Origin of the sequence: Streptomyces sp. NPDC057271, from assembly GCF_042668715.1 — a bacterium.
Taxonomy (GTDB): domain Bacteria; phylum Actinomycetota; class Actinomycetes; order Streptomycetales; family Streptomycetaceae; genus Streptomyces.
Genome location: NZ_JBHUYJ010000021.1, coordinates 1 through 18,509, shown reverse-complemented (window position 1 = coordinate 18,509; position 18,509 = coordinate 1). Strand labels below are relative to the sequence as shown.

Sequence of the window (18,509 nt, the reverse complement as noted above, 5' to 3'; positions counted from 1 at the left end):
GGTGGGGGGGGGGGGGGGGGGGGGGGTAGAGTTGTTTCCTTCGCTCCTTTTTCGCTAAAGCAACGCCGCCGGGCGCCCCGCCCCCGAGCTCCTCCCCCCCCCTGCACCAGGTCGTAGGGGTTGCGCGGCCCCTCCCGTACGGGCGCCTCCTGCGTCCCGGCGCCCACCGCGCCCGGCACCGTCGCCCCGGCCGCCCCCGACAGCTCGCGTTTGCGGGCCAGTCGGGCGTCGAACTCGGCGCGGCCCCGGCTGAGCGGATCGGCGGCACCGACGGCGGTGGCGAGCGGATCGGGGACGTGCAGCAGCCGCAGCAGTTCGGCGGGCGACGGCCGGGAGGCCGCCTCCGGAGCGAAGAGCCCGCTGTGTTCGAGCGCCGCGAGCCGGCGGTAGTCGCCGAGGTCCTCGGGCGGGCCGTCCCCCCGGTCGGGCTGACCGGAGAGGAGGAAGTACCCGATGCGGCCCACCGACCACAGGTCGTCGCGGGTGTCGGCGGTTCCGCGGCCCGCGCGCTGCTCGGGCGAGGCCCACGGCGCGGCGCCGAAGACCGCGCGCGCCTCCCCGTCGCGCAGCGCCGCGTACGGCTCGCACAGCCGCACATGGGTGCCGTCCCACCTCACGGTGTCGGGGGCGATCGCCCGGTGCACCAGGTCGAGTTCACTCAGAAGGCGTACGGCGAGGGCGAGTTGGGCGACGATCCGTTGCTGCTCGTCGCCGCCGAGGCGCCCGGCGCACTCGGCGAGCGGGGCGCCGACGGGCAGCCGGTAGAGCACGAAGGGCTCCGCGCACCCCAGGTCGAAGCCGATCACCCGGGTGAAGACCTCACCGAACTTCTCCGCTCCGTAGCGCCGTTCGATCGCGACGGCGGCCGCGACCTCCCGTTCGAGCATGTCGTAGGCGTGCGGGTCCGCCTGTGCCGAGGGAGGCAGGCGGAACTGGACCACCGGCCATCCGGCGCTGAGCGTGACCTCGCGGGCGAGGACACCGGGGCGGCCGGACGGTCTGCGGTCCTCGCCGTAGCGGACGGCGAAGCGGATCGACTCCTCAAGGTGGGTGGTGAACTCCAACTCCTCGTAAGGATCGTGTTGTTGCTGTGCCTGTGGGTCGGTCATGGCGCCCCCGCCTCCTCGGCTCTGACGATCCGCACCACGTCCGGGCGCAGCGGTACGAGCCGCAGGACACCGGCGTGGCGTCCCCCGCCCGTCCACTCCACGTCCTCGGCGGTGCCCCGCCAGATGTCGTCGCCCGTCGCCCCGCGGCGCATCGTCTCCGGTACGAAGCGGACCTGGCGGACGGAGGAGGGGTCGTGCGAGAGGAGCCGCAGATGCTCGGGGCCGCACATCGGCACCGCGAGGTCGGGGTCGTCATCGGCGATCAGCCGGGCGACCGCGTCCGGGGCGACGCCGGTGAGCCGCGCCGCGTCGGGGCGCTCGCGCCGGGTCGCTCCGCCGGGTGGCGGGGAGGCCGCGACGTCCCGCTCCAGGCGGACGCGGGTCTCGTCGAGCAGCTCGGTCAGCCGTTCGTCGAGCGCCGGCCGGCCTGCGTGGGCCGGATCGCGTTCGATCCCCGCCCAACAGCCGTCGAGAATACGGACGGTGCCCTCGACGAGGTCGGCGACGAGGGTGTCCACGAGCGCGGGACCGCCGTCACCGTGCCGGCGTTCCAGCCAGGCGGGCGACGGGGAGTCCACGCCCGACCGCGGCGGGGGGACTTGACCGGGGGAGGCGGGTTTTCGCGCCCGGGGGTCGGGGCCGTCCGGTCCTTCGGAGAGGCCGGGCCCGCCGGGTGTCTCGGACGGGAGGTCGTCGCCCGCGCTGTCGTCCCAGTCATGCCAGCTCCAGGCCGCGTCCCCGCCCGGCGCGGGCCCCGTGGGTCCGGGGCCGGGGTCGTACGCGTACTCCCGGCCCGTGCCGTACGCGTACGTGTCGGCCGTCGTGGCCAGGCTCCGCAGCAGCCGTGCGACCGCCCCGGCGCCGTCCGAGCAGTGGTGGCGCACGTCGGCGAAGAGCCAGTCGTGCACGGCGGTCCGGATCACGAGCTGGTGGATCTCCCTCAGTACGGTCCCGGCACGCTCCGGGTCCGCCCGGGCCCACCAGTCGTCCACGGCCCGCGTCCAGTCCCGCAGGGCGAGTGTCAGGACGACGGCCACGGCCACGGTCGCGGCCACCGCGCCCGCCCAGAGCGGGAGGGCGAGAGCCTGGCCGACGGCCGCTCCCGCCGCCCCGCCGACGAGGCCGCCGACGAGCCGGGGCGCGGTGCCCGTGCTCCCGCCTCCGTCGAACCGGCCGTCGGGTGAGCGGTTGGGCCTGCGTCGCTGCATGAGATGGGCGAGGACGGCGGCCAGCACCCCGACGGCGGGGCCGAGGACCCAGCCGACGAGCGGCCAGAGTCCGGCGAGGAGGGCGAGGACGCCGGTCGTCGCGGCGGCCACGGGACGCGAGCCGCCGGCCGTGAAGAAGTGCTGCGCGGCGATGCGGTTCACCTCGTCCGAGGAGCAGATCTCGTCGAGCCGGACGAGCCGGGCGGCGCTGCCCGCCGGAGCGGTACGCGTCGAGAGCGCGGCGAGCCGCGCGGCGACCGAGCGGAGCGGAAGCCCTCTGCCGATCAGCTCGTACGTGTGGTCGCGCAGGGCCGGGACGATCCCCGCGCGCGAGATCTCCCGTGGCATCTCGGGCAGTTCGATGCCCCGGTCGCGCAGGTGCCCCCGGTGCTCGGCGGTGAGCCGGGAGCCGCCCGCCGCGGTGAACGCGTCGGCGACGGCGGTACGGAACCGTCGCAGGGAGTCGGCCAGCCGCTCGATGTCGCCCGGCAGATCGAGCGACCGGCCGGAGGCGGTGAGGAACCCGGCCGGGCCGCGCACCCGGGTGTAGCCCTCGACGGCGTCGTCCAGGGCCTCCTCGCAGGTGAGCAGAAGGCCCCCGGCCCGGCCGTGGGCGGGGAGCCACGCGTGATCGGCGAGGGAGGGCGGGACGGACTCGTCGAGGAGCGCGGCGAGTTCGGCGGGGGCGCCCTTCGCGGCGGGCGCCTGGGCGGGGACGTCCGGTCCGGCCAGCCCCTCCACCGCCTGCCGCCAGGAGCGCGCGCGTGCCTCGTCGGTCAGGTCGTGCTCCAGGACCCGGGCGGCGGGGACGGCCACGCCGTGCACGACGTCCGCGAGCGCTTCGAGCACGGCCTTGAACACCTCGGGACCGGACAGGACGTCCACCAGCGGGCGCAGCGCGTCGTCGTCCGGGTCGTCGAGCAGCCAGAGCACCCCGGCGTTGGGCGGGCGCAGGGTGAGGGACCGGCGCAGGCTGCGCTGCCCCGGGGTGCCGACGGCCAGGCAGACGATCCGGGCGGGGCCGTGGGACGAGAGGCGTTCGTGGAGGAGCTGGTGGGCGACGAGCTGGTCGGCGTCGTCGAGGACGAGGAAGCGGCGGTCGCCCACGGGCTGCGGAACGTCCAGGGCGGCGCGCACCACGCCGTCGGGGTCGTGCAGCGGGGCCCTCAGGTCGAGGCACACGGCGTTGCCGGGTACCGGATGTTCGGGGGTCGCGCGGGGGCTCACTCCTCCTCACCGTCCAGGTCCCAGGGGTAACGGACGTCCTCGGGCGCCTGCGCGGGCGCGGGCTTGTCCACCGGGTCGGGCGCGCGGTCGTACGCCGGCTCGAGGTCGTACGCCGGCTCGGGCGCGCGGTCGTACGCCGCCGGGAACACGGCCTCCTGCGGCTCGGCGGGCTGTGCCTGCGCCGGCACCCGCGTCGGCCGCACCGCCTGCTCGGCCGCCTGCGCCCGGCCCTGGACGTACCGGTCGAAGAGGGCCTGCAGGCTGGCCCTCACGGGATGACCGGCCCCGGAGAACCGCCGCTTCATGGCGGCCGGGAACGTCTCCGTCCAGAAGTGCCGCAGCGGCATCAGCCACTCCGCGTCCCTCTCCTCGTACTCGTCACTCAGCCGGTCGAGCAGCACCAGCTGGTGCGGGACGACCTTCTCGACGAGGTGGACGAAGAGCGGCGACGGGTCCGAGGGGACGTGACCGAGCCCCCGGGGCAGGGACTTCATGAGCCGTTCGCAGAACACCTCGATGATCTCGCCCTCGTCGAGCAGCGCCCACTGCTCGTACGCGCGCAGCAGCCCGGCCCAGCTGGAGAGCGCCCCGTCGAAGCCCTCCAGGCGGAGGGACATGGTCGCGGACTCGCCCTCCTGGAGCCGGATGCGGACGAGTTCCGGGGAGTCGGCGGGTCCCTGGATCCTGATGTGGCCGTTCCACATCGCGTTCAGCAGCCGGTGCAGGATCCGCTGCCGGTCCTCCTCGGTGGAGACCAGCCAGTCGTCCTGGTAGCCGAGCCGCTGACGCCAGTGCAGGAAGTCGTCCTCGCCCGCCGAGTCCCGTGCTTCGGCCCAGAGCTTGAGCACACCGCGCACCTCGGAGATGTCGGTCAGGTTCATCCCGCTGCGGAAGAGGACGACGGTGATGGAGTCGGTGTCCACGGCCCGGTACTCCCGTGTCGCACCCGGCGGCAGGTTGAGCGCCTCGGAGAGGTAGTCGGCCGCGCGGGAGTCGGACTCGCTCGCCGGATGGACGATGAGGATCTTCAGGGGACCGCCGCCGTCCGGGCTGAAGCCCACGGGGAGCAGCCCGGCGAGCCCGGAGCGGAACTGCTCCAGCCAGCGGACGTCGATCTTCGACTCGGCCGCCTCGTCACCGGACGCGGCGCGCAGCAACAGCTCCATCGAGGGCAGCAGCGGGCGCGTGTACCGGTCCTCGTTGGCCTCGCCGAAGAGCCGCTTCACGCGCTGTTCGACGACCTGCTTGATCTCCTTGACCGGGGCGCCGGGCGAGCGGCGGACGGCGTCCAGGGCGGAGCGCCAGTCCTCGGGCCGGACCAGCCGGCCCAGGAGTGTGGCGGCGTCGACGTTCTCGGGCAGCCGCTCGCTCTGCGCGAGCCGGTCGAGGACGTCGTCGTAGAAGGCCCGCAGGCTGTTCTGCGGGGGCAGGAGGTAGGCGACGCCGGTGCGGTCGTCGCGGTAGAGCTCCCGCCTGCGGTCGGCGAAGAGCCGGCCCTCGTCCTGCTCGTGGGCGCGCAGCGCCTTGGTCAGCTCGCCGAGGTCGTGGACGATCCGGTGCAGCGGGTCCCGCCACTGCGGCTCGCCCTCCTGCCAGCCGTGGTGCCACAGCTTCCGGGAACGCCACCGGTACCAGTCGTCCTGGTCGTGGAGCGCGTCCTGGACGTCGGGGTCGCCCCACCGGGCCGGTACGAGCCCGGCGGCGCTGCGCTTGATGTGCGGGATGACGGGCGCCGAGGCCTGGATGTGGCCGGGCCGTTCGGGTTCGTCGCGCCGGTTGTCGAGCATGCCGGTGAACCCCTCCCTCGCCACCCGGTCGGGATGGCCCGGCAGCCCGTTCAGGACGGCCTCCAGCTGGAAGGGGCCCACCTTGTCGAGCAGTTCACGTACTCCTGCACCGGGCTTGAACTCCTCGACCAGGCGCGGGACCTCGCGCTCCAGATTGCCCGCGAGCCGTTCGAGCGAGTCCTCCATGTCGCCGAGGCGGTCGTTGAGCGCCTTGGTGATGGCCCGGCTCCCCCGCGGGACCTCCTCCGGCACGGGCACGTCGAGGCCCTCGCGGGTCCACAGGCGGCCGACGCCGGAGCGGTTGAAGAGCTCCCGTACGAGATCGGGGGCTTCGGAGGCGGGCCTGCGGGCCTTCTCGGTCATGCCGCGGACGGCCTGCGCGAGGAGGCGGGCGGCGACGATCTCGGCGAGGTCGTCGATCGGCACGGTGAGGGACGCGGCGAGGCTGGTGGACATACCGCGGTAGCCGATGCCGGTACGGGCGGGAGTGGAGCGTTCCACGCTCTTGTTGACGAAGCTCGCGGCGAAGGACTGGTAGTCGTCGTCGCCACGGTTGTTCCCGCCGGTGTCCTCGCCGAGTTCGGTGCCGATGAGGGACATCACCATTGCGGTGATGGAGCGGCGCAGGTCCTCGGGGCGGATGACGGCGGGCTTGGAGAACAGGAACGCGGTCTGCACGGTGGAGGACCGCAGCGCGACGACGCCCTCGCCCGGGTAGTGGACGCTGATCCGGCCCCGCTGGTGTACGTCGCCGAGTTCGTCGAGGGCGTTCGGCACGTTCTGGTCGTCGACGAGCCGCGAGAGGTCCACCAGCGCGCGGGCCGCGTTCAGTTCGGCCTCGCGGCCGCCGCCGGCCTCGGGCGGGAACGCGGAGGGCATGACGACCAGCGGGTAGATCTTCACCCCGCGCACCTTGGCGTTGCGGAACTCGTGCCCGATGAGGTGGAGGAAATCGTAGAAGATCCCGGCGCCGGTGCCGCCGGCCACCGAGAAGGCGACGAAGACGTCACAGCCCCGGATGCGTCCGCCGCCGACCCGCTGGAGGTCGCCCGCGGCGGTCCCGATCGCGCTGATGGCCTCGCGCAGTTGACGCAGGACCGGTTCGATGCCGGAGCGCATGGTCGCGAAGAGCGCGGCACGGCCGACCGTCGGCAGCTGGCCCGCGCCGTCGTGCAGCGGGGCGACCCGGGGCTGACGGGCCTGGGGCGGCAGCCACGACCGGGTCTCCTCGTGCAGGGCGATCCGCAGCATGCGGGTCACGTCGGGCGAGGAGTCGAACTCGGCCGGCAGCAGGTCGCGGACCATCCTGGACGTTCGGGCGAAGGCCTGGTTCTCGGCCCCCTTGGCACGGAACTGCGGCTGGCGAAGCAGATCGCCTTCGCTGAAGTCGGCGTAGACGAACTGGAGGCACTCGGGCAACTGGAACGGCAGCCGCTTGCCCCCGTCGACGAGGTCGGTGCCGTCCGGGCCGCACAGCTCTCTGCGCAGGCTCCGTTCCAGTTCGCTGCCGATGCGTCCGCCGGTGCCGCCGAGGCCGACGAAGAGCATGGGCTGGTAGATCTTCATGTTCTCTCCCTTTGAGACCCGTCGTGCGTGGGCCGGTTCAGAAGTTCGGGTCCCATTGGCTGCTGGGTGCGGGCTGCTCGGCGCGGCCTTCGTCCGCGCCGGCGGTACGAGTCCGGTCGCGGGCACGGTCCTGGTCACGTGCCCGGTCGCGGGCACGGTCCTGGTCACGTGCCCGGTCGCGGTCACGTGCCCGGTCGCGGTCACGTGCCCCGTCACGGTCGCGGTCGCCGGGTGTGGTGGAGCCGCGCCGGAACCGGTCGCTCCATCCACCACCGCCGTTACCGCCACCGCCACCGCCACCACCACGGTTCGGGCGGGCCGGACCCGAGGACCGGCCCGTTCCGTCCGTACGCCCGGTGCCGCGCCCCGTGCCGTCGGTACGGCCCGGGCGGCGCCCGTCGCCGCCGATGGCGACGAACTCGAAGGCGTCGAGCCCGGCCGGCACCCCCGGGCGCAGGCCGAACTCCCGTCCCCCGTGCGGACGCAGCAGCATCTCGCCGCTTCCCGTCCGGCGCAGACGGTGGGCCGAGGAGGCGCTGCGGGCCCGGCGCAACGCCGGGGCCGCACCGCGCGCCTCCTCGATCGTGAAGAGGTACTCGCCCCCGGCGCTCTGGCCCCTGCGGACGGTGACCGAACTGAGGAGGGTGCCGTCGCGGAGGAGTTCGAGCCGGACACCGGTGAGGTCCTTGAGGCGCCCCGCCGCCGCGCGCCGGACGGCGATGACCAGCCCGGCCAGCAGGAGGAGCGCCGCCCCTGTCATGACCGCCCACCACCAGAGGTCCCACCAGGTGGGCGCCGCCTCGACCCGTACGTCGAAGAAGGCGGTGTCGAGGGTGCGGTCGGCGTCCCCGGTGTCCAGGACCGCGAGCCGGCCGCCCAGCTCGCCGACGGGCGTGCCGTGCCCGACCGCGACCGTGAAGTCGAACCGGGTACTCCGGCCCGCCTCGGCGGTGACCGCCGTCCGGGACAGCTTGAGTTCGGACCCGGCCGCCTGGTCCGCCAGAGCGAGGCGCAGGTTGTGCGGGACGCTGTCGTTGTTGGTGACGTTCAGGGTGGCCCGCACGGTGTCTCCCGGGTGAACCGTCACCCGGTCGACGGTGATCCCCGCGGTGACGGCCGGAGCGCCCTGGGTCGTACGGGCGTGCAGCGGGCGGTGGTCGGAGGTGACCCCGGGCGCCGCCATGTCCGTGACGAGCTCCAGGTCGCCGGTGGCGGTGGCGGGGACGGTCGTCCGGCCCGTGAACCGCACGTCGCCCGCGCGGACGTCGGGCGCGCGCCCGTCGTCGGCGAGGGCGACGGTGACGGGGCTGAACCCGGCGCCGCTGAGCACGGCCGAGACCTTCACTCCCTCCAGCTGCCTGGGGTCGGTGATGACGACCCCGCGCCGGGTCTGCATCCGCACGGCCACGACGACCTCCTCGCCGGCGCGCGGCGAGGCGGGGTCGAGGACGACCTCGGAGCGCAGCCGGCCCTGCCAGAGCGCGCGTACGGCGACCTCGCGGTCCCGGTGGCCCTCCGGCGCCTCGATGTGGACGCGCCAGCGGCCGGGCATCGGGTTCTTGACGCGCAGCGCCTCGACCGGCCCGTCCTGCCCGCTGACCTCGAAGCTGGAGCCGTCGAACTCGCCCTGGGTGGGGACCTTGCGGCCGCTCGGGTCGTAGTACGTCACCCGCACCTTGGGGTCGTGCTTGCCGACCGTGAGCGAGCCGTCGGTGGCGATCGGCGGGATGGTGACGGAGAGGTCGGCCGGCGGCTTGCCGACCGTGCCGTGGGCGATCCGGGCGCAGCGGGCCGCCGCGAACGTCTCCTGGAGCGCCTTGTCGATGCCGGCCGCGGTGTCGACCACCCGCATCCGCGGGACGGCGCCGGGGACGTCGGCGCAGCTGCCCCGGTAGCCGCCCTCGGCCATGGCGGTGAGCGCGCTCCTGTCGATCTCGCCGCCGAAGCCCAGGGGCCAGATCTGCACGGACGCGGCCCGGGCCCGCGCGAGTTCGTCGGCGAGCCGCCTCTCACCGTTGCTCTGCCGGCTCGCCTTGTCGGGGCCGTACTCGGGGCTGTCGCCCACGTCGAGCCTGCCGTCGGTGAGGAGGAAGACGACCTTGGGCGTGTTCGTGCGGCCGTCCTCCGTGAGCCGGGAGACGGCCTGGCGGATCGCCGCCGGAAAGTCGGTTCCGGGGCCCATGCGGGCGGGGTCCCGGCGGGTCAGCTGCGGGACGCAGTCGCTGAGGCGCTGCCGGCCGGCCGCGTCGGCGACGGTCAGCGGGCACACCTCGTGCACCGGGGACTGGCCCGGTTTCTCGGAGCTGCCGAATCCGATGACGGCGGCCCGGGAGCGCTCGGATATCTCACCCTGGCTGAGCAGGGCGGCCGCCTCGGTCTCCAGGGCCAGGTCCTTGTCGGCGAGGCTCTTGGACTGGTCGACGACGACGGCGAAGTCGATGGGGTCGGGGCCCTCGGCCGGAGCCGCCGCCGAGGCCGTGGGCCCCCACGGCGCCGCCGCGTCCGCCGCGCGCGGGCCGAGGGGGCCGCCGAGCGGGCCGGGGAGCGCGAGCAGCGCCCCGGCGAGGAGCAGAACGCCCCCGGTGTGTCTCCACTGCATTGTCTCTCACCACAGTCCGCTGAAGAGGGCCGGCAGGGCGCCGAGCGCGAGCGCGCAGACGCTGAGCCGCAGCCATCGGTATTTCGCGGCGAGCACGACACCGTGCACGCTCGCCTGTTCGAGGAGCCAGTCGGTGGCGTCGCCGCCGGACGCCGTGAGCCGGTCGCGGAGCGCTTCCGGGCTCGTTCCCGCGGTCAGTTCGCGCAGCAGGGTCCGGTCGGCATGGACGCGGGTGCGCGGGAGGACCACCGCGACGAGCATCAGGACCCCGGCCGACCAGAGCGTCCCGGCCACCAGCAGCAGGGCGAGACCCGCGCCGGAGGACGGCAGCGGACCGCTGTCGCGGGAGAACACCACCGCCAGGAAGGCGAGGGCGCCGGAGAGCAGGATCGCCGCCTTGGTGTCGGCCCTGCCGATGTCCTCGCGGACGGTCGTCAGGAGCCGCTCGGCCATGAATCGGAGATCGTCCGTGTCGGGGACGGGCGCGGTGTCGGGGGTCGAGGTGGGTGTGGGGGTGGGTGTGGGGGTGGGGCTCGATGTGGGGGTCGGGGGCGGTGCGGTCATTCGGTGTCCCAGTCGTCGAAGTCGGAGCTGGGGCGGCGGGAGGGTCCGCGATCACGGCCGCCGGGGTCCCGGTCGTCACGAGCCCGGTCGTCACGGCCCCGGTCGTCGAACCGTCGGTCGTCACGGGCCCGGTCGTCGAAGTCATGGGCGTCGCGGGCCCGGTCGTCGAGGTCCTGGGCGTCGAAGTCCTGGGCGTCGAACCGTCGGTCGTCGGTGTCGCGGTCGTCGAAGTCCCGGTAGCGGCGGCGGGCGCGGTCGTCGCGGTCGCGTTCCGAGGACGACTGGACGCGGGTCGGCTCGTACACCGGCCGCTCCTCCTCCTCACGCTCCGAGTCCTCCCAAGGGGGCTCGTTCCGGGACTCCGGCGTGTCGTCGTGCCAGGGCGGGCTCGGGGCGGGCGCTGTCCAGAGCCGCCCTTCCGCGCGCGGGGCCGGGCGGGTTGAGGACGTGGCCGGCGACACCGCCGAGGACCGTCCCCGTGCTCTCCCGCAGGAACTCCAGTACCTGGTACATCGGTTCGCCGATGTCGTGCCGTTCCAGGACACCGGTGTCGAGCAGGCGGTTGAACACCGCGAGGAAGTCGGCCTGGCCCTCGCGCTTCTCGTGCTGCAGCTCGCGTCTGATGTCCCACTGCTTGTCGGGGTTCATCGCCATGTGATGCGCGATCTGCGCAAGGTCGCCGCGCCGCAACAGCTCTTCGAGGTCGCGCGCCCGCTCGGCGACGAGCCGCCGCTCACCCAGCTCCTTCGCGCGCCGCTGCTCGATCTCCCGCTCGTCGACCTGCATGGACACGCTGACCCTGTCCCGCTTGCCGATCTCCTCCTTGATGGTGTCGTCCAGGTCGATGAAGACGAGGACCCTGGTGCGCAGTCCGAGGTCCCCGCCGAGGCTGAAGCGCCCGGAACTCAGCTCGTCGCGTACGGCCTCGTCGGCGCGCTGGGCGTCGGTGAGCCGGAACCGGCGGGACACCGCCCGCAGCCCGTCCAGAAGGTCGTCACGCAGCAACTCGGCCACGTCCCAGACCTGTTGGGACACGACGAGATGCGGGTCCACGACCTCCCACAGGACCCGCGCGGCGGCCTTGAAGAAGACGCCGTCGCCGGAGGCGGGCAGACTCAGCTCGAACTCGGTGACGTGGCGGCCGGTACGGACCTCGAAGACGGTGTACGGCGAACCCAGCATGGGCTTGTTGGTGTCCTCGGTGCGGTCGGGCCACATGACGCGGTGACCGCCGTTGCGGTAGAGCAGCACGGCCGCGACCCCGCCGCTGGTCCGCCTGTACGGGGGAGGGACCTCGCGGATCAGCGGGCCCGCGCCCTTCTCGCGCTCCCTCTGATCGTCCTTCGCCCGATCGCCCCGTTCCCGCTCAGCCCTCCCCCGATCGCTCCTTCCCTCGTCGCTCCTTCCCTCGTCGCGCCTCCCCTCGTCGCGCTTGCTCTCGTCACGCTCCCTCTCGTCACGCCTGCCCTGATCACGCCCCGCGCCGAGGCCGCCGTTCTGGTTCCGGGGGTCGTTCATCGGTCCGCTCCTTCTGCCACGGCGTCCCACATCCGGCCCGCGGCGCGCCTGTCCATCGGCCGGTCACGGTCGCCGACCAGTTCCTTCAGCAGTCCGCGCAGCCGGTCGCGGTCCCTGCGGCCGGCCCCGAGCAGCGGCAGCAGCCGGCACACGTGGGCGAGCGCCTCCTCGTCCTTCGCGGCGCGGCGCAGCAGGCTCCCGAGGCCGACGAGGGCCGCCTCTCCCGAGCGCGCGGTGCTGAGCGTGTGGCGCAGCAGCGCGGCGAGGTGGGGTGCGAGGTCGGGCCGGGTGGCGAGGAGGGCGACGAGCAGCGGCCGGGCGGCGTGCGGTTCGAGCTCGGGCACGTCCCGCAGTCCCCACAGGTGGGTGGTGCGGAACGTCAGCGTGTTGATCATGGAGACGAGGACCAGGTTGGCCAGATTGATCCGGCCGTCCCGGAGCCACTCGGTCATCCGCCGGGTGACCGTCTCCGGCTCCCCCGAGGCGAGCAGCCGGACGACACTGAACGAGGCCGTGCCGATGACGTCCACGTCGGTGGCCTCGCGGCCGCGTACGACGCGGGCGAGGGCGTCGAGCGAGCCCCCGACGGTCCCGGCCGCCAGCACGTAGCCGTGGGTGAGCAGGACGGTGTCGCGCAGTTCGTCCGCGCCGTCGTTCGCCCAGTCCTTCAGTACGGCGACGACGGCCGGCTGCACCCGTGGGTTGCGGGCGGCCTCGGCGAGCGCGGTGGCGGCGGCCATCCGCGGTACGGGGGTGTCCATCGCCGCCATCGGGGCGATCAGCTCTCCGAACCCGTAGATCCAGTCCCAGGAGCAGAGGACGCCGGCGGCGATGGAGGCACGGACCCACACCTCGGGGCGCGGGTCGTGGCAGAGGGTACGGAGCCAGCGGGAGACCGGGCCGCGCACGTTGTGGTAGCCGTGCCAGATCTCGGCGAGTACGGCCGTGGCCAGGGCGTCGCCCTGGAAACGGATGGCGCGGACGGGGACCTTGGCGGGGCCGAGGTCGAGCTCGCCGTCCTCCAGGACGGAGCGGGCGAGGACCGGGCGGCTGTCGCCGTGGGTGCCGAACAGGCGTCGGCCGGCGGGCTGTTCGGGGTCGAGGGTGGTGCTGAGCTCCCAGGTGAGGAGTTCGGCGGCCTCGGCCGCGATGCTGTACGCCGACCCGTCGAAGACGGCGACGGCGATCCGGAACGCTGTGGCGTTGAGCGCGGGCAGCGCCTCGGGCAGGGTGCCGGGGCGGTCCGCGCCGGCGAACCACGAGCGCGCCTGGGCACGGACGAACGCCGAGCAGTCCTCGAGGAGCTCCTCGTCGGTGAGCTCCTCCTTCTGCCGCCGGGCCAGGTGGTCGGCGAGCCGGGCGGCCTCGCGGGGGCGCAGCGCGTCGAGGCCGAGGGCCTTGGTCACGTCGGCGCGGCGGGCGAGCGCCCGCGCCCCGTCGAGGGCTCCTTCGGGCTCGCCTCGCAGCAGGGTCCGCAGATGGCGGTGGAGAACCTCGTCGGAGGGCGGCGGCGGGCAGTACATCCCGTACCGTCCGCGCAGCAGCCGGTCGGCGAGGTCGCCACTCTCCACGAGGACGACCCCGTACGCCTCCTGGCCGCGGAGTTGCTCGCTGAAGCGGTCGAGATGCAGCTCGGAGAGGCGTACGCGGCCACGGCGGGTCCGGTCGCGGGGCTCGTCGTGGCCCCGGTGCGGCTCGTGCTCCTGCGGGCCGTCGTCGGGAGGCAGCTCCAGGAGGTGGCCGCATCCCCGCTCCAGCGCGTCGGTGTCGATCTCGTCGACGCGGTGGCGGGGGTCGAGTCGGTTGACCCGGTGGTCGGTGAGTTCCGAGAGGAGGGCGAGGGCGGTGGCCTTGCGGCCGCTGCCGGGTTCGCCGCAGAGGACGAGGAGGCGGTTGCCGCGCAGGAGGGCCTTCATCCGCGCGTAGCCGGGTACTTCGCGGTACACCTCGTCCAGGTGCTGGAGGGTCTCCCGCGGTACCGCACCCTGGACCAGGTCGGGACGGGTGCCCGCCCAGAACTGGGTGATCCACTGGTTGCCCTCGAAGATCTGGCCGTCGCCGCCGATCTCGTAGGTGCGGCCGGCGGGCCGGCGGGCGAGGGTGCGCAGGGCGGCGCGTGCCGTGCCGGCCCCGCCGGTGCCGCCGGGACCGTCGACCGGGCTGCGTCCCGCCCGCTCGAAGGGGTTGGCCTCGGGCTGCTGTTCGCCCGCCCCGTCGCCCCGGTCGGGGCCGGCCCGGTCCGAGCCCGCACGGTCGGAGCCGGCCCGGTCGGATCCCGCGCGGTCGGATCCCGCCCGGTCGGTGCCGGCCCGGTCCGCGTCCGGCCTGTCGCCGCCGCCTCCGGACGACGGGCCGTCGTCCCGTACGTCCTCGTGCGCGCCCGCGTCGTCGCTCATGCCTCCCCCTCGCCGCGGGAGGCGGGGCGGTCGTTCCGGATGCCGGTGATGCCACCGTGGATCGTGTTGCCCTCGAAGACGTTGAGGTCACGGCCCGCGTTGTAGCGCCTGCTTTCGATGGGCGGTGGGCCGTCCCCCCGCGCCGGCCCACCGCCCGTCCGTGGATCCCCCGCGTCCGGGCCGGGCAGCGGTGGCGCCGGCCTGCGGGGGATGTGGAACCAGGCCGTCTCGTCGGTCTCCTTGGAGCGCACCCGGGCCTGCCGGTAGTGCGCCGGTTCGACGTAACGGCCGCCCTCGACGACCACGTTGGCGTAGAGCCAGTCCGAGACGACGACGAGCAGATCGGCGTCGGGCGCGTCGGTCATGATCTGCTTGGCCGTGGGGCTGTCGCAGAGCCGGCAGGCGAGGTCGACCGCCCGTCCGACCAGACCGTGACCGTCCTCCAGGACCAGGCCCGCGTTGATGCCGACCCGCATCCGCAGCCGGTCGCGGCGCCCGGCGTTGTGCTCGCGCAGACTCTCGTAGAGGGTGTCGATCCACCGTCCGACGACGAACGTCGGAGGCACGTCGGGGCGGAGCGCCCCGAGGATGCCGTCGCCGCGGTCCTCCTGATGGACGGCGCCGGGCTCGACGCCGATGGCGGCGTACGCCTCGCCGAACGCCCCGTACATGGCGGAGCGCATCAGCTTCTTCGCGTCCATGCCCAAGGTGCCGGATCCGACGGCGTCGCCGAAGACGACCAGCCGGTGGATCGCTCCCGCGCTCGCTCCCGCACTGCTCACTGGGACTCCCTGTGTGTGCCGTGGTGACGGGTCAAGCCTGGCCGCGCGCGGCGGCCGGCGATGTAGTCGTTTACACACCGGGCGGAGGTTTCTCCGCCGTTTTCGTGTGGGGTGATCGGCCCTGCGCCAGCAGGAGCAGGACGGGCATGTCGATGACGACGACCCGGCGGTTCGCGGTACGGACGACGTCCTGTTCCCGCAGCAGCCGGAGCGCCTTGGCGACCGCCTCCCGGGTGGCCCCTATGGCCGCCGCCAGGTCGTGCTGCGGCAGCGGGAGTTCGAGTACGGTCCCGGCGTCGGCGCGTCGGCCCGCCCGCTCGGCCAGTTCGACGAGGCGGGCGGCGAGTCGTTGGAGCACCGTCTCGGAGGCGAGGGAGCGGCGCTCGACGTCGGAGCTGCGCAGCCGGGCCGAGAGCTGGCGCATGATCAACGCGGTGGCGTGCGGGTGCGCGGCGAGGAAGTGGCGGAACCGGTCGCCGGAGACGGCCACGGCCTCGACGCGGCCGAGCGCCGTGACGGTGGCGCTACGGGGCCGCATGTCGACGGCGGCGAGATCGCCGACGACCTCGCCGGCGCCGCGCAGGGCGAGGATGAGGCGGGTGCCGCGTTCGGTCTCCACGGAGACGACGGACCAGCCCGCCGTCAGCGCGAGGACGTACGCGGAGGTGTCCCGCTCCCGGATCATCACCTCGCCGGGTTCGTAGGCGCGGGGCGTGCCCTCGGTGAGGAGCGCCCGGCGGTCCCGCTCGGGCAGGGCGTGGAGGAACGAGCGGTCCTGGCCGAAAAGACCCATCGTCGCTCACCCCCGCCCCTCGCCCGCGCGGCCGCCCTCGCGGTCGTGACGACCACGGGACGAACCGCACTCGCCTGCGCTCTCGCGTGTGTGTGACCCCACCTCAAGTGTTATACGCAGTCACGGTATTGACGCTGCGTCACGTCGTGGGGTGAAGAACGCTAGGGGGTGCCGAAGAGGCCCGTCAACGAGCACGAGGGGCGCAGGGGAGCGCAACAATCCAGCCCCCTGCGCCCCCGTGCCGCCACGGTCAGAGGCGTGGATCCACCGGCTCGGACTCCAGTGCGAGCACGGCGAACACGGCTTCGTGCACCCGCCAGAGCGGCTCGCCCTCGGCCAGCCGGTCCAGCGCTTCCAGGCCGAGCGCGTACTCACGCAGCGCGAGCGACCGCTTGTGCCCGAGGAAGCGGTTGCGCAGGCGCTCCAGGTTCTCCGGGCGGGTGTACTCCGGACCGTAGATGATCCGGAGGTACTCACGGCCGCGGACCTTCACGCCCGGCTGGACGAGCCGGCCGCCCGCACCGCGCACGAGCGCGGAGAGCGGCTTGACCACCATGCCCTCGCCGCCCGCCCCCGTCATCTCCAGCCACCAGTCGACACCGGCCTGTACCGACGCCTCGTCGCCCGTGTCCACCACGAGCCGTCGCGTGCGCTGCAGCAGACCGGACGGGTCGGCGTCGGTCATCCGGTCGAGCCACTCGAGCTGCTCGTCGTGCGGCACGGCCGCGAGCGAGCGCCCCCGCACGGCGAGGATCTGGAACGGTGCGAAGCGCACGCCCTCAAGACCCTGCGTCGGCCAGCAGTACCGGCGGTACGCCTCGGTGAACGCCTCGGCGTCGGCCGCCCGTTCGCGCTGCTCGGCGAGGAGCGCGTCCACCCCGCTCACCCCTCGCGCCGCCGCCTGCTCCAGCGTGCCGAGCACGCCGGGGAAGACGGCACGGGAGGCCGCACCGACCGCCGCGTACTGCGAGCGCAGCAGCCCCGCCGACTTCAGCGACCACGGCATCAGTTCGCCGTCGAGCAGCAGCCAGTCCGCCGCGCCGGATGCGCCGTCCGACGCCGCGAGCTCGTCCCAGAGCCCGGCGGCGGTGATCGCCGAGCGCAGCCGCTCCAGGACCTGCTCGGTGACCTCGGGTTCGTCGAAGAAGGGCCGTCCGGTACGGGTGTGCAGGGCGCCGGTCACTCCGGTGACCCCGAACCGCTCGCGCGCCGTCTGCTCGTCCCGGCAGACCAGGGCGACGGCCCGCGAGCCCATGTGCTTCTCCTCGCACACGACCTGCTCGACACCGTCCGCCCTGTACTGGGCGAAGGCCTCCGCCGGGTGCTCCAGGTAGCCGTCCTCCTTCGAGGTCGCGGTCGGCGCCATGGTCGGCGGCAGGTAGGCGAGCAGCCGGGGATCGACCGCGAAACGGCTCATGACCTCCAGGGCCGCCGCCGCGTTCTCCTCCCGTACGGAGACGTTGCCCATCTGCCGGGTCTCCACGATCCGGCGTCCGTGCACGTCGGCGAGGTCGAGCGGGCGCCCCTCGCGGCCGCCGGGCGCCTCGGTGACGAGCGGCCGGGCCGGCTCGTACCAGACCTTCTCCGCGGGCACGTCGACGAGTTCGCGCTCCGGCCAGCGCAGCGCGGTCATCTTCCCGCCGAAGACGGCCCCGGTGTCCAGGCAGATCGTGTTGTTGACCCACGAGGTGTCCGGGACGGGCGTGTGACCGTAGACGACGGCGGCCCGGCCGCGGTACTCCTCCGCCCACGGGTAGCGCACCGGGAGGCCGAACTCGTCGGTCTCTCCGGTCGTGTCCCCGTACAAGGCGTGCGAGCGCACCCGGCCGGAGGTCCGGCCGTGGTACTTCTCCGGCAGACCGGCGTGGCAGACGACGAGCCTGCCCTCGTCGAGTACGTAGTGGCTGACGAGCCCGTCGATGAACGCCCCGACCTCGGCCCTGAACTCCTCGCTCTCCCGTCCCAGCTGCTCGATGGTCTCGGCGAGGCCATGGGTCTCCTGGACCTTGCGGCCCCTGAGCCAGCGGCCGAGCTTGTTCTCGTGGTTTCCGGGCACGCAGAGGGCGTCCCCGGCCGCGACCATCCCCATCACCCGGCGCAGGACGCCGGGGCTGTCGGGCCCGCGGTCGACGAGGTCGCCGACGAAGACGGCCGTACGCCCCTCGGGGTGGTGGCCGTCGACGTAACCGAGCCTGCCGAGCAGGGTCTCCAGCTCGGAGTGGCAGCCGTGGATGTCACCGATGATGTCGAAGGGGCCGGTGAGGTGACGCAGGTCGTTGAACCGCTTCTCCAGGACGATCTCGGCCGCCTCCACCTCCTCGACGCCGCGCAGGACGTGCACCTTGCGGAAGCCCTCACGCTCCAGGCCACGCAGCGAGCGCCGCAGCTCACGGCGGTGCCGCTGGACGACGTGGCGGGGCATGTCCGCACGGTCGGGGCGGGCCGCGTTCCGCGCCAGACAGACCTCCTCGGGGAGGTCGAGGACGATCGCGATCGGCAGGACGTCGTGCTGCCGGGCCAGCTGCACGAGCTGACGCCGGGCCTCCTGCTGGACGTTGGTGGCGTCGACGACGGTCAGCCGGCCCGCCTCCAGGCGCTTGCCGGCGATGTAGTGCAGGACGTCGAAGGCGTCCCTGCTGGCGCTCTGGTCGTTCTCGTCGTCGGCGACCAGGCCGCGGCAGAAGTCGGAGGAGATGACCTGCGTGGGCTTGAAGTGGCGGCGCGCGAAAGTGGACTTGCCGGAGCCGCTCGCACCGATCAGGACCACGAGGGACAGGTCGGTGACGGGCAGCCTGCGGCCGCCTGTGGTGGCGGTGGCGGCGGTGGTCTCGGTGGTCATGCCTGCTCCTCCTTCGGGGTCGCGGTGGCCGGGGTGATGTCGGCGTTCTGGGTGAAGACGGCCATCTGCGTGGGCGGGCCCACCTCGGGGTCGTCCGGGCCGACGGGGGTGAACCCGACGC

General features: G+C 73.9%; 10 protein-coding genes and 1 pseudogene. All 11 read right to left on the bottom strand.

Annotation, left to right across the window (positions count from 1 at the left end; translation table 11 throughout):
• Positions 1–1,109 (bottom strand): annotated as a pseudogene (locus ACFUJR_RS12930) (hypothetical protein); the annotation flags it as partial.
• Entirely contained in the window at positions 1,106–3,544 is a 2,439-nt protein-coding gene (locus tag ACFUJR_RS12925) for a hypothetical protein (protein ID WP_383170392.1), read from the bottom strand. The gene ACFUJR_RS12925 and the pseudogene ACFUJR_RS12930, both read right to left, overlap by 4 nt.
• Positions 3,541–6,897 (bottom strand): tubulin-like doman-containing protein, encoded by a 3,357-nt coding sequence (locus ACFUJR_RS12920; protein ID WP_383170390.1) that lies wholly within the window; start codon positions 6,895–6,897, stop codon positions 3,541–3,543. The genes ACFUJR_RS12925 and ACFUJR_RS12920 overlap by 4 nt, the downstream gene beginning before the upstream one ends.
• A gap of 37 nt (positions 6,898–6,934) precedes the next feature.
• A complete protein-coding gene (locus ACFUJR_RS12915) occupies positions 6,935–9,496 on the bottom strand; it encodes a VWA domain-containing protein (RefSeq protein ID WP_383170388.1) in 2,562 nt (853 codons plus the stop codon).
• A gap of 6 nt (positions 9,497–9,502) precedes the next feature.
• Positions 9,503–10,060: a Pycsar system effector family protein gene (locus ACFUJR_RS12910; RefSeq protein ID WP_383170387.1), complete on the bottom strand. Its 558-nt coding sequence runs from the start codon at positions 10,058–10,060 to the stop codon at positions 9,503–9,505.
• The gene (locus tag ACFUJR_RS12905) at positions 10,057–10,365 is read right to left on the bottom strand and encodes a hypothetical protein (protein ID WP_383170385.1); all 309 of its coding nucleotides are present in this window, start codon (positions 10,363–10,365) and stop codon (positions 10,057–10,059) included. The genes ACFUJR_RS12910 and ACFUJR_RS12905 overlap by 4 nt, the downstream gene beginning before the upstream one ends.
• A gap of 16 nt (positions 10,366–10,381) precedes the next feature.
• A complete protein-coding gene (locus tag ACFUJR_RS12900) occupies positions 10,382–11,578 on the bottom strand; it encodes a hypothetical protein (protein WP_383170383.1) in 1,197 nt (398 codons plus the stop codon).
• On the bottom strand, positions 11,575–13,974 hold the full coding sequence (locus ACFUJR_RS12895) for a hypothetical protein (RefSeq protein WP_383170380.1): 2,400 nt from the start codon (positions 13,972–13,974) through the stop codon (positions 11,575–11,577). The genes ACFUJR_RS12900 and ACFUJR_RS12895 overlap by 4 nt, the downstream gene beginning before the upstream one ends.
• Positions 13,971–14,756, bottom strand: a complete 786-nt coding sequence (locus ACFUJR_RS12890; protein WP_383170379.1) for a hypothetical protein — start codon at positions 14,754–14,756, stop codon at positions 13,971–13,973. The genes ACFUJR_RS12895 and ACFUJR_RS12890 overlap by 4 nt, the downstream gene beginning before the upstream one ends.
• A gap of 70 nt (positions 14,757–14,826) precedes the next feature.
• Positions 14,827–15,549 (bottom strand): Crp/Fnr family transcriptional regulator, encoded by a 723-nt coding sequence (locus ACFUJR_RS12885; RefSeq protein WP_383170377.1) that lies wholly within the window; start codon positions 15,547–15,549, stop codon positions 14,827–14,829.
• Between the two features lie 250 nt (positions 15,550–15,799).
• Positions 15,800–18,388, bottom strand: a complete 2,589-nt coding sequence (locus tag ACFUJR_RS12880) for a polynucleotide kinase-phosphatase (protein ID WP_383170376.1) — start codon at positions 18,386–18,388, stop codon at positions 15,800–15,802.
• Positions 18,389–18,509: the final 121 nt, after the last annotated feature.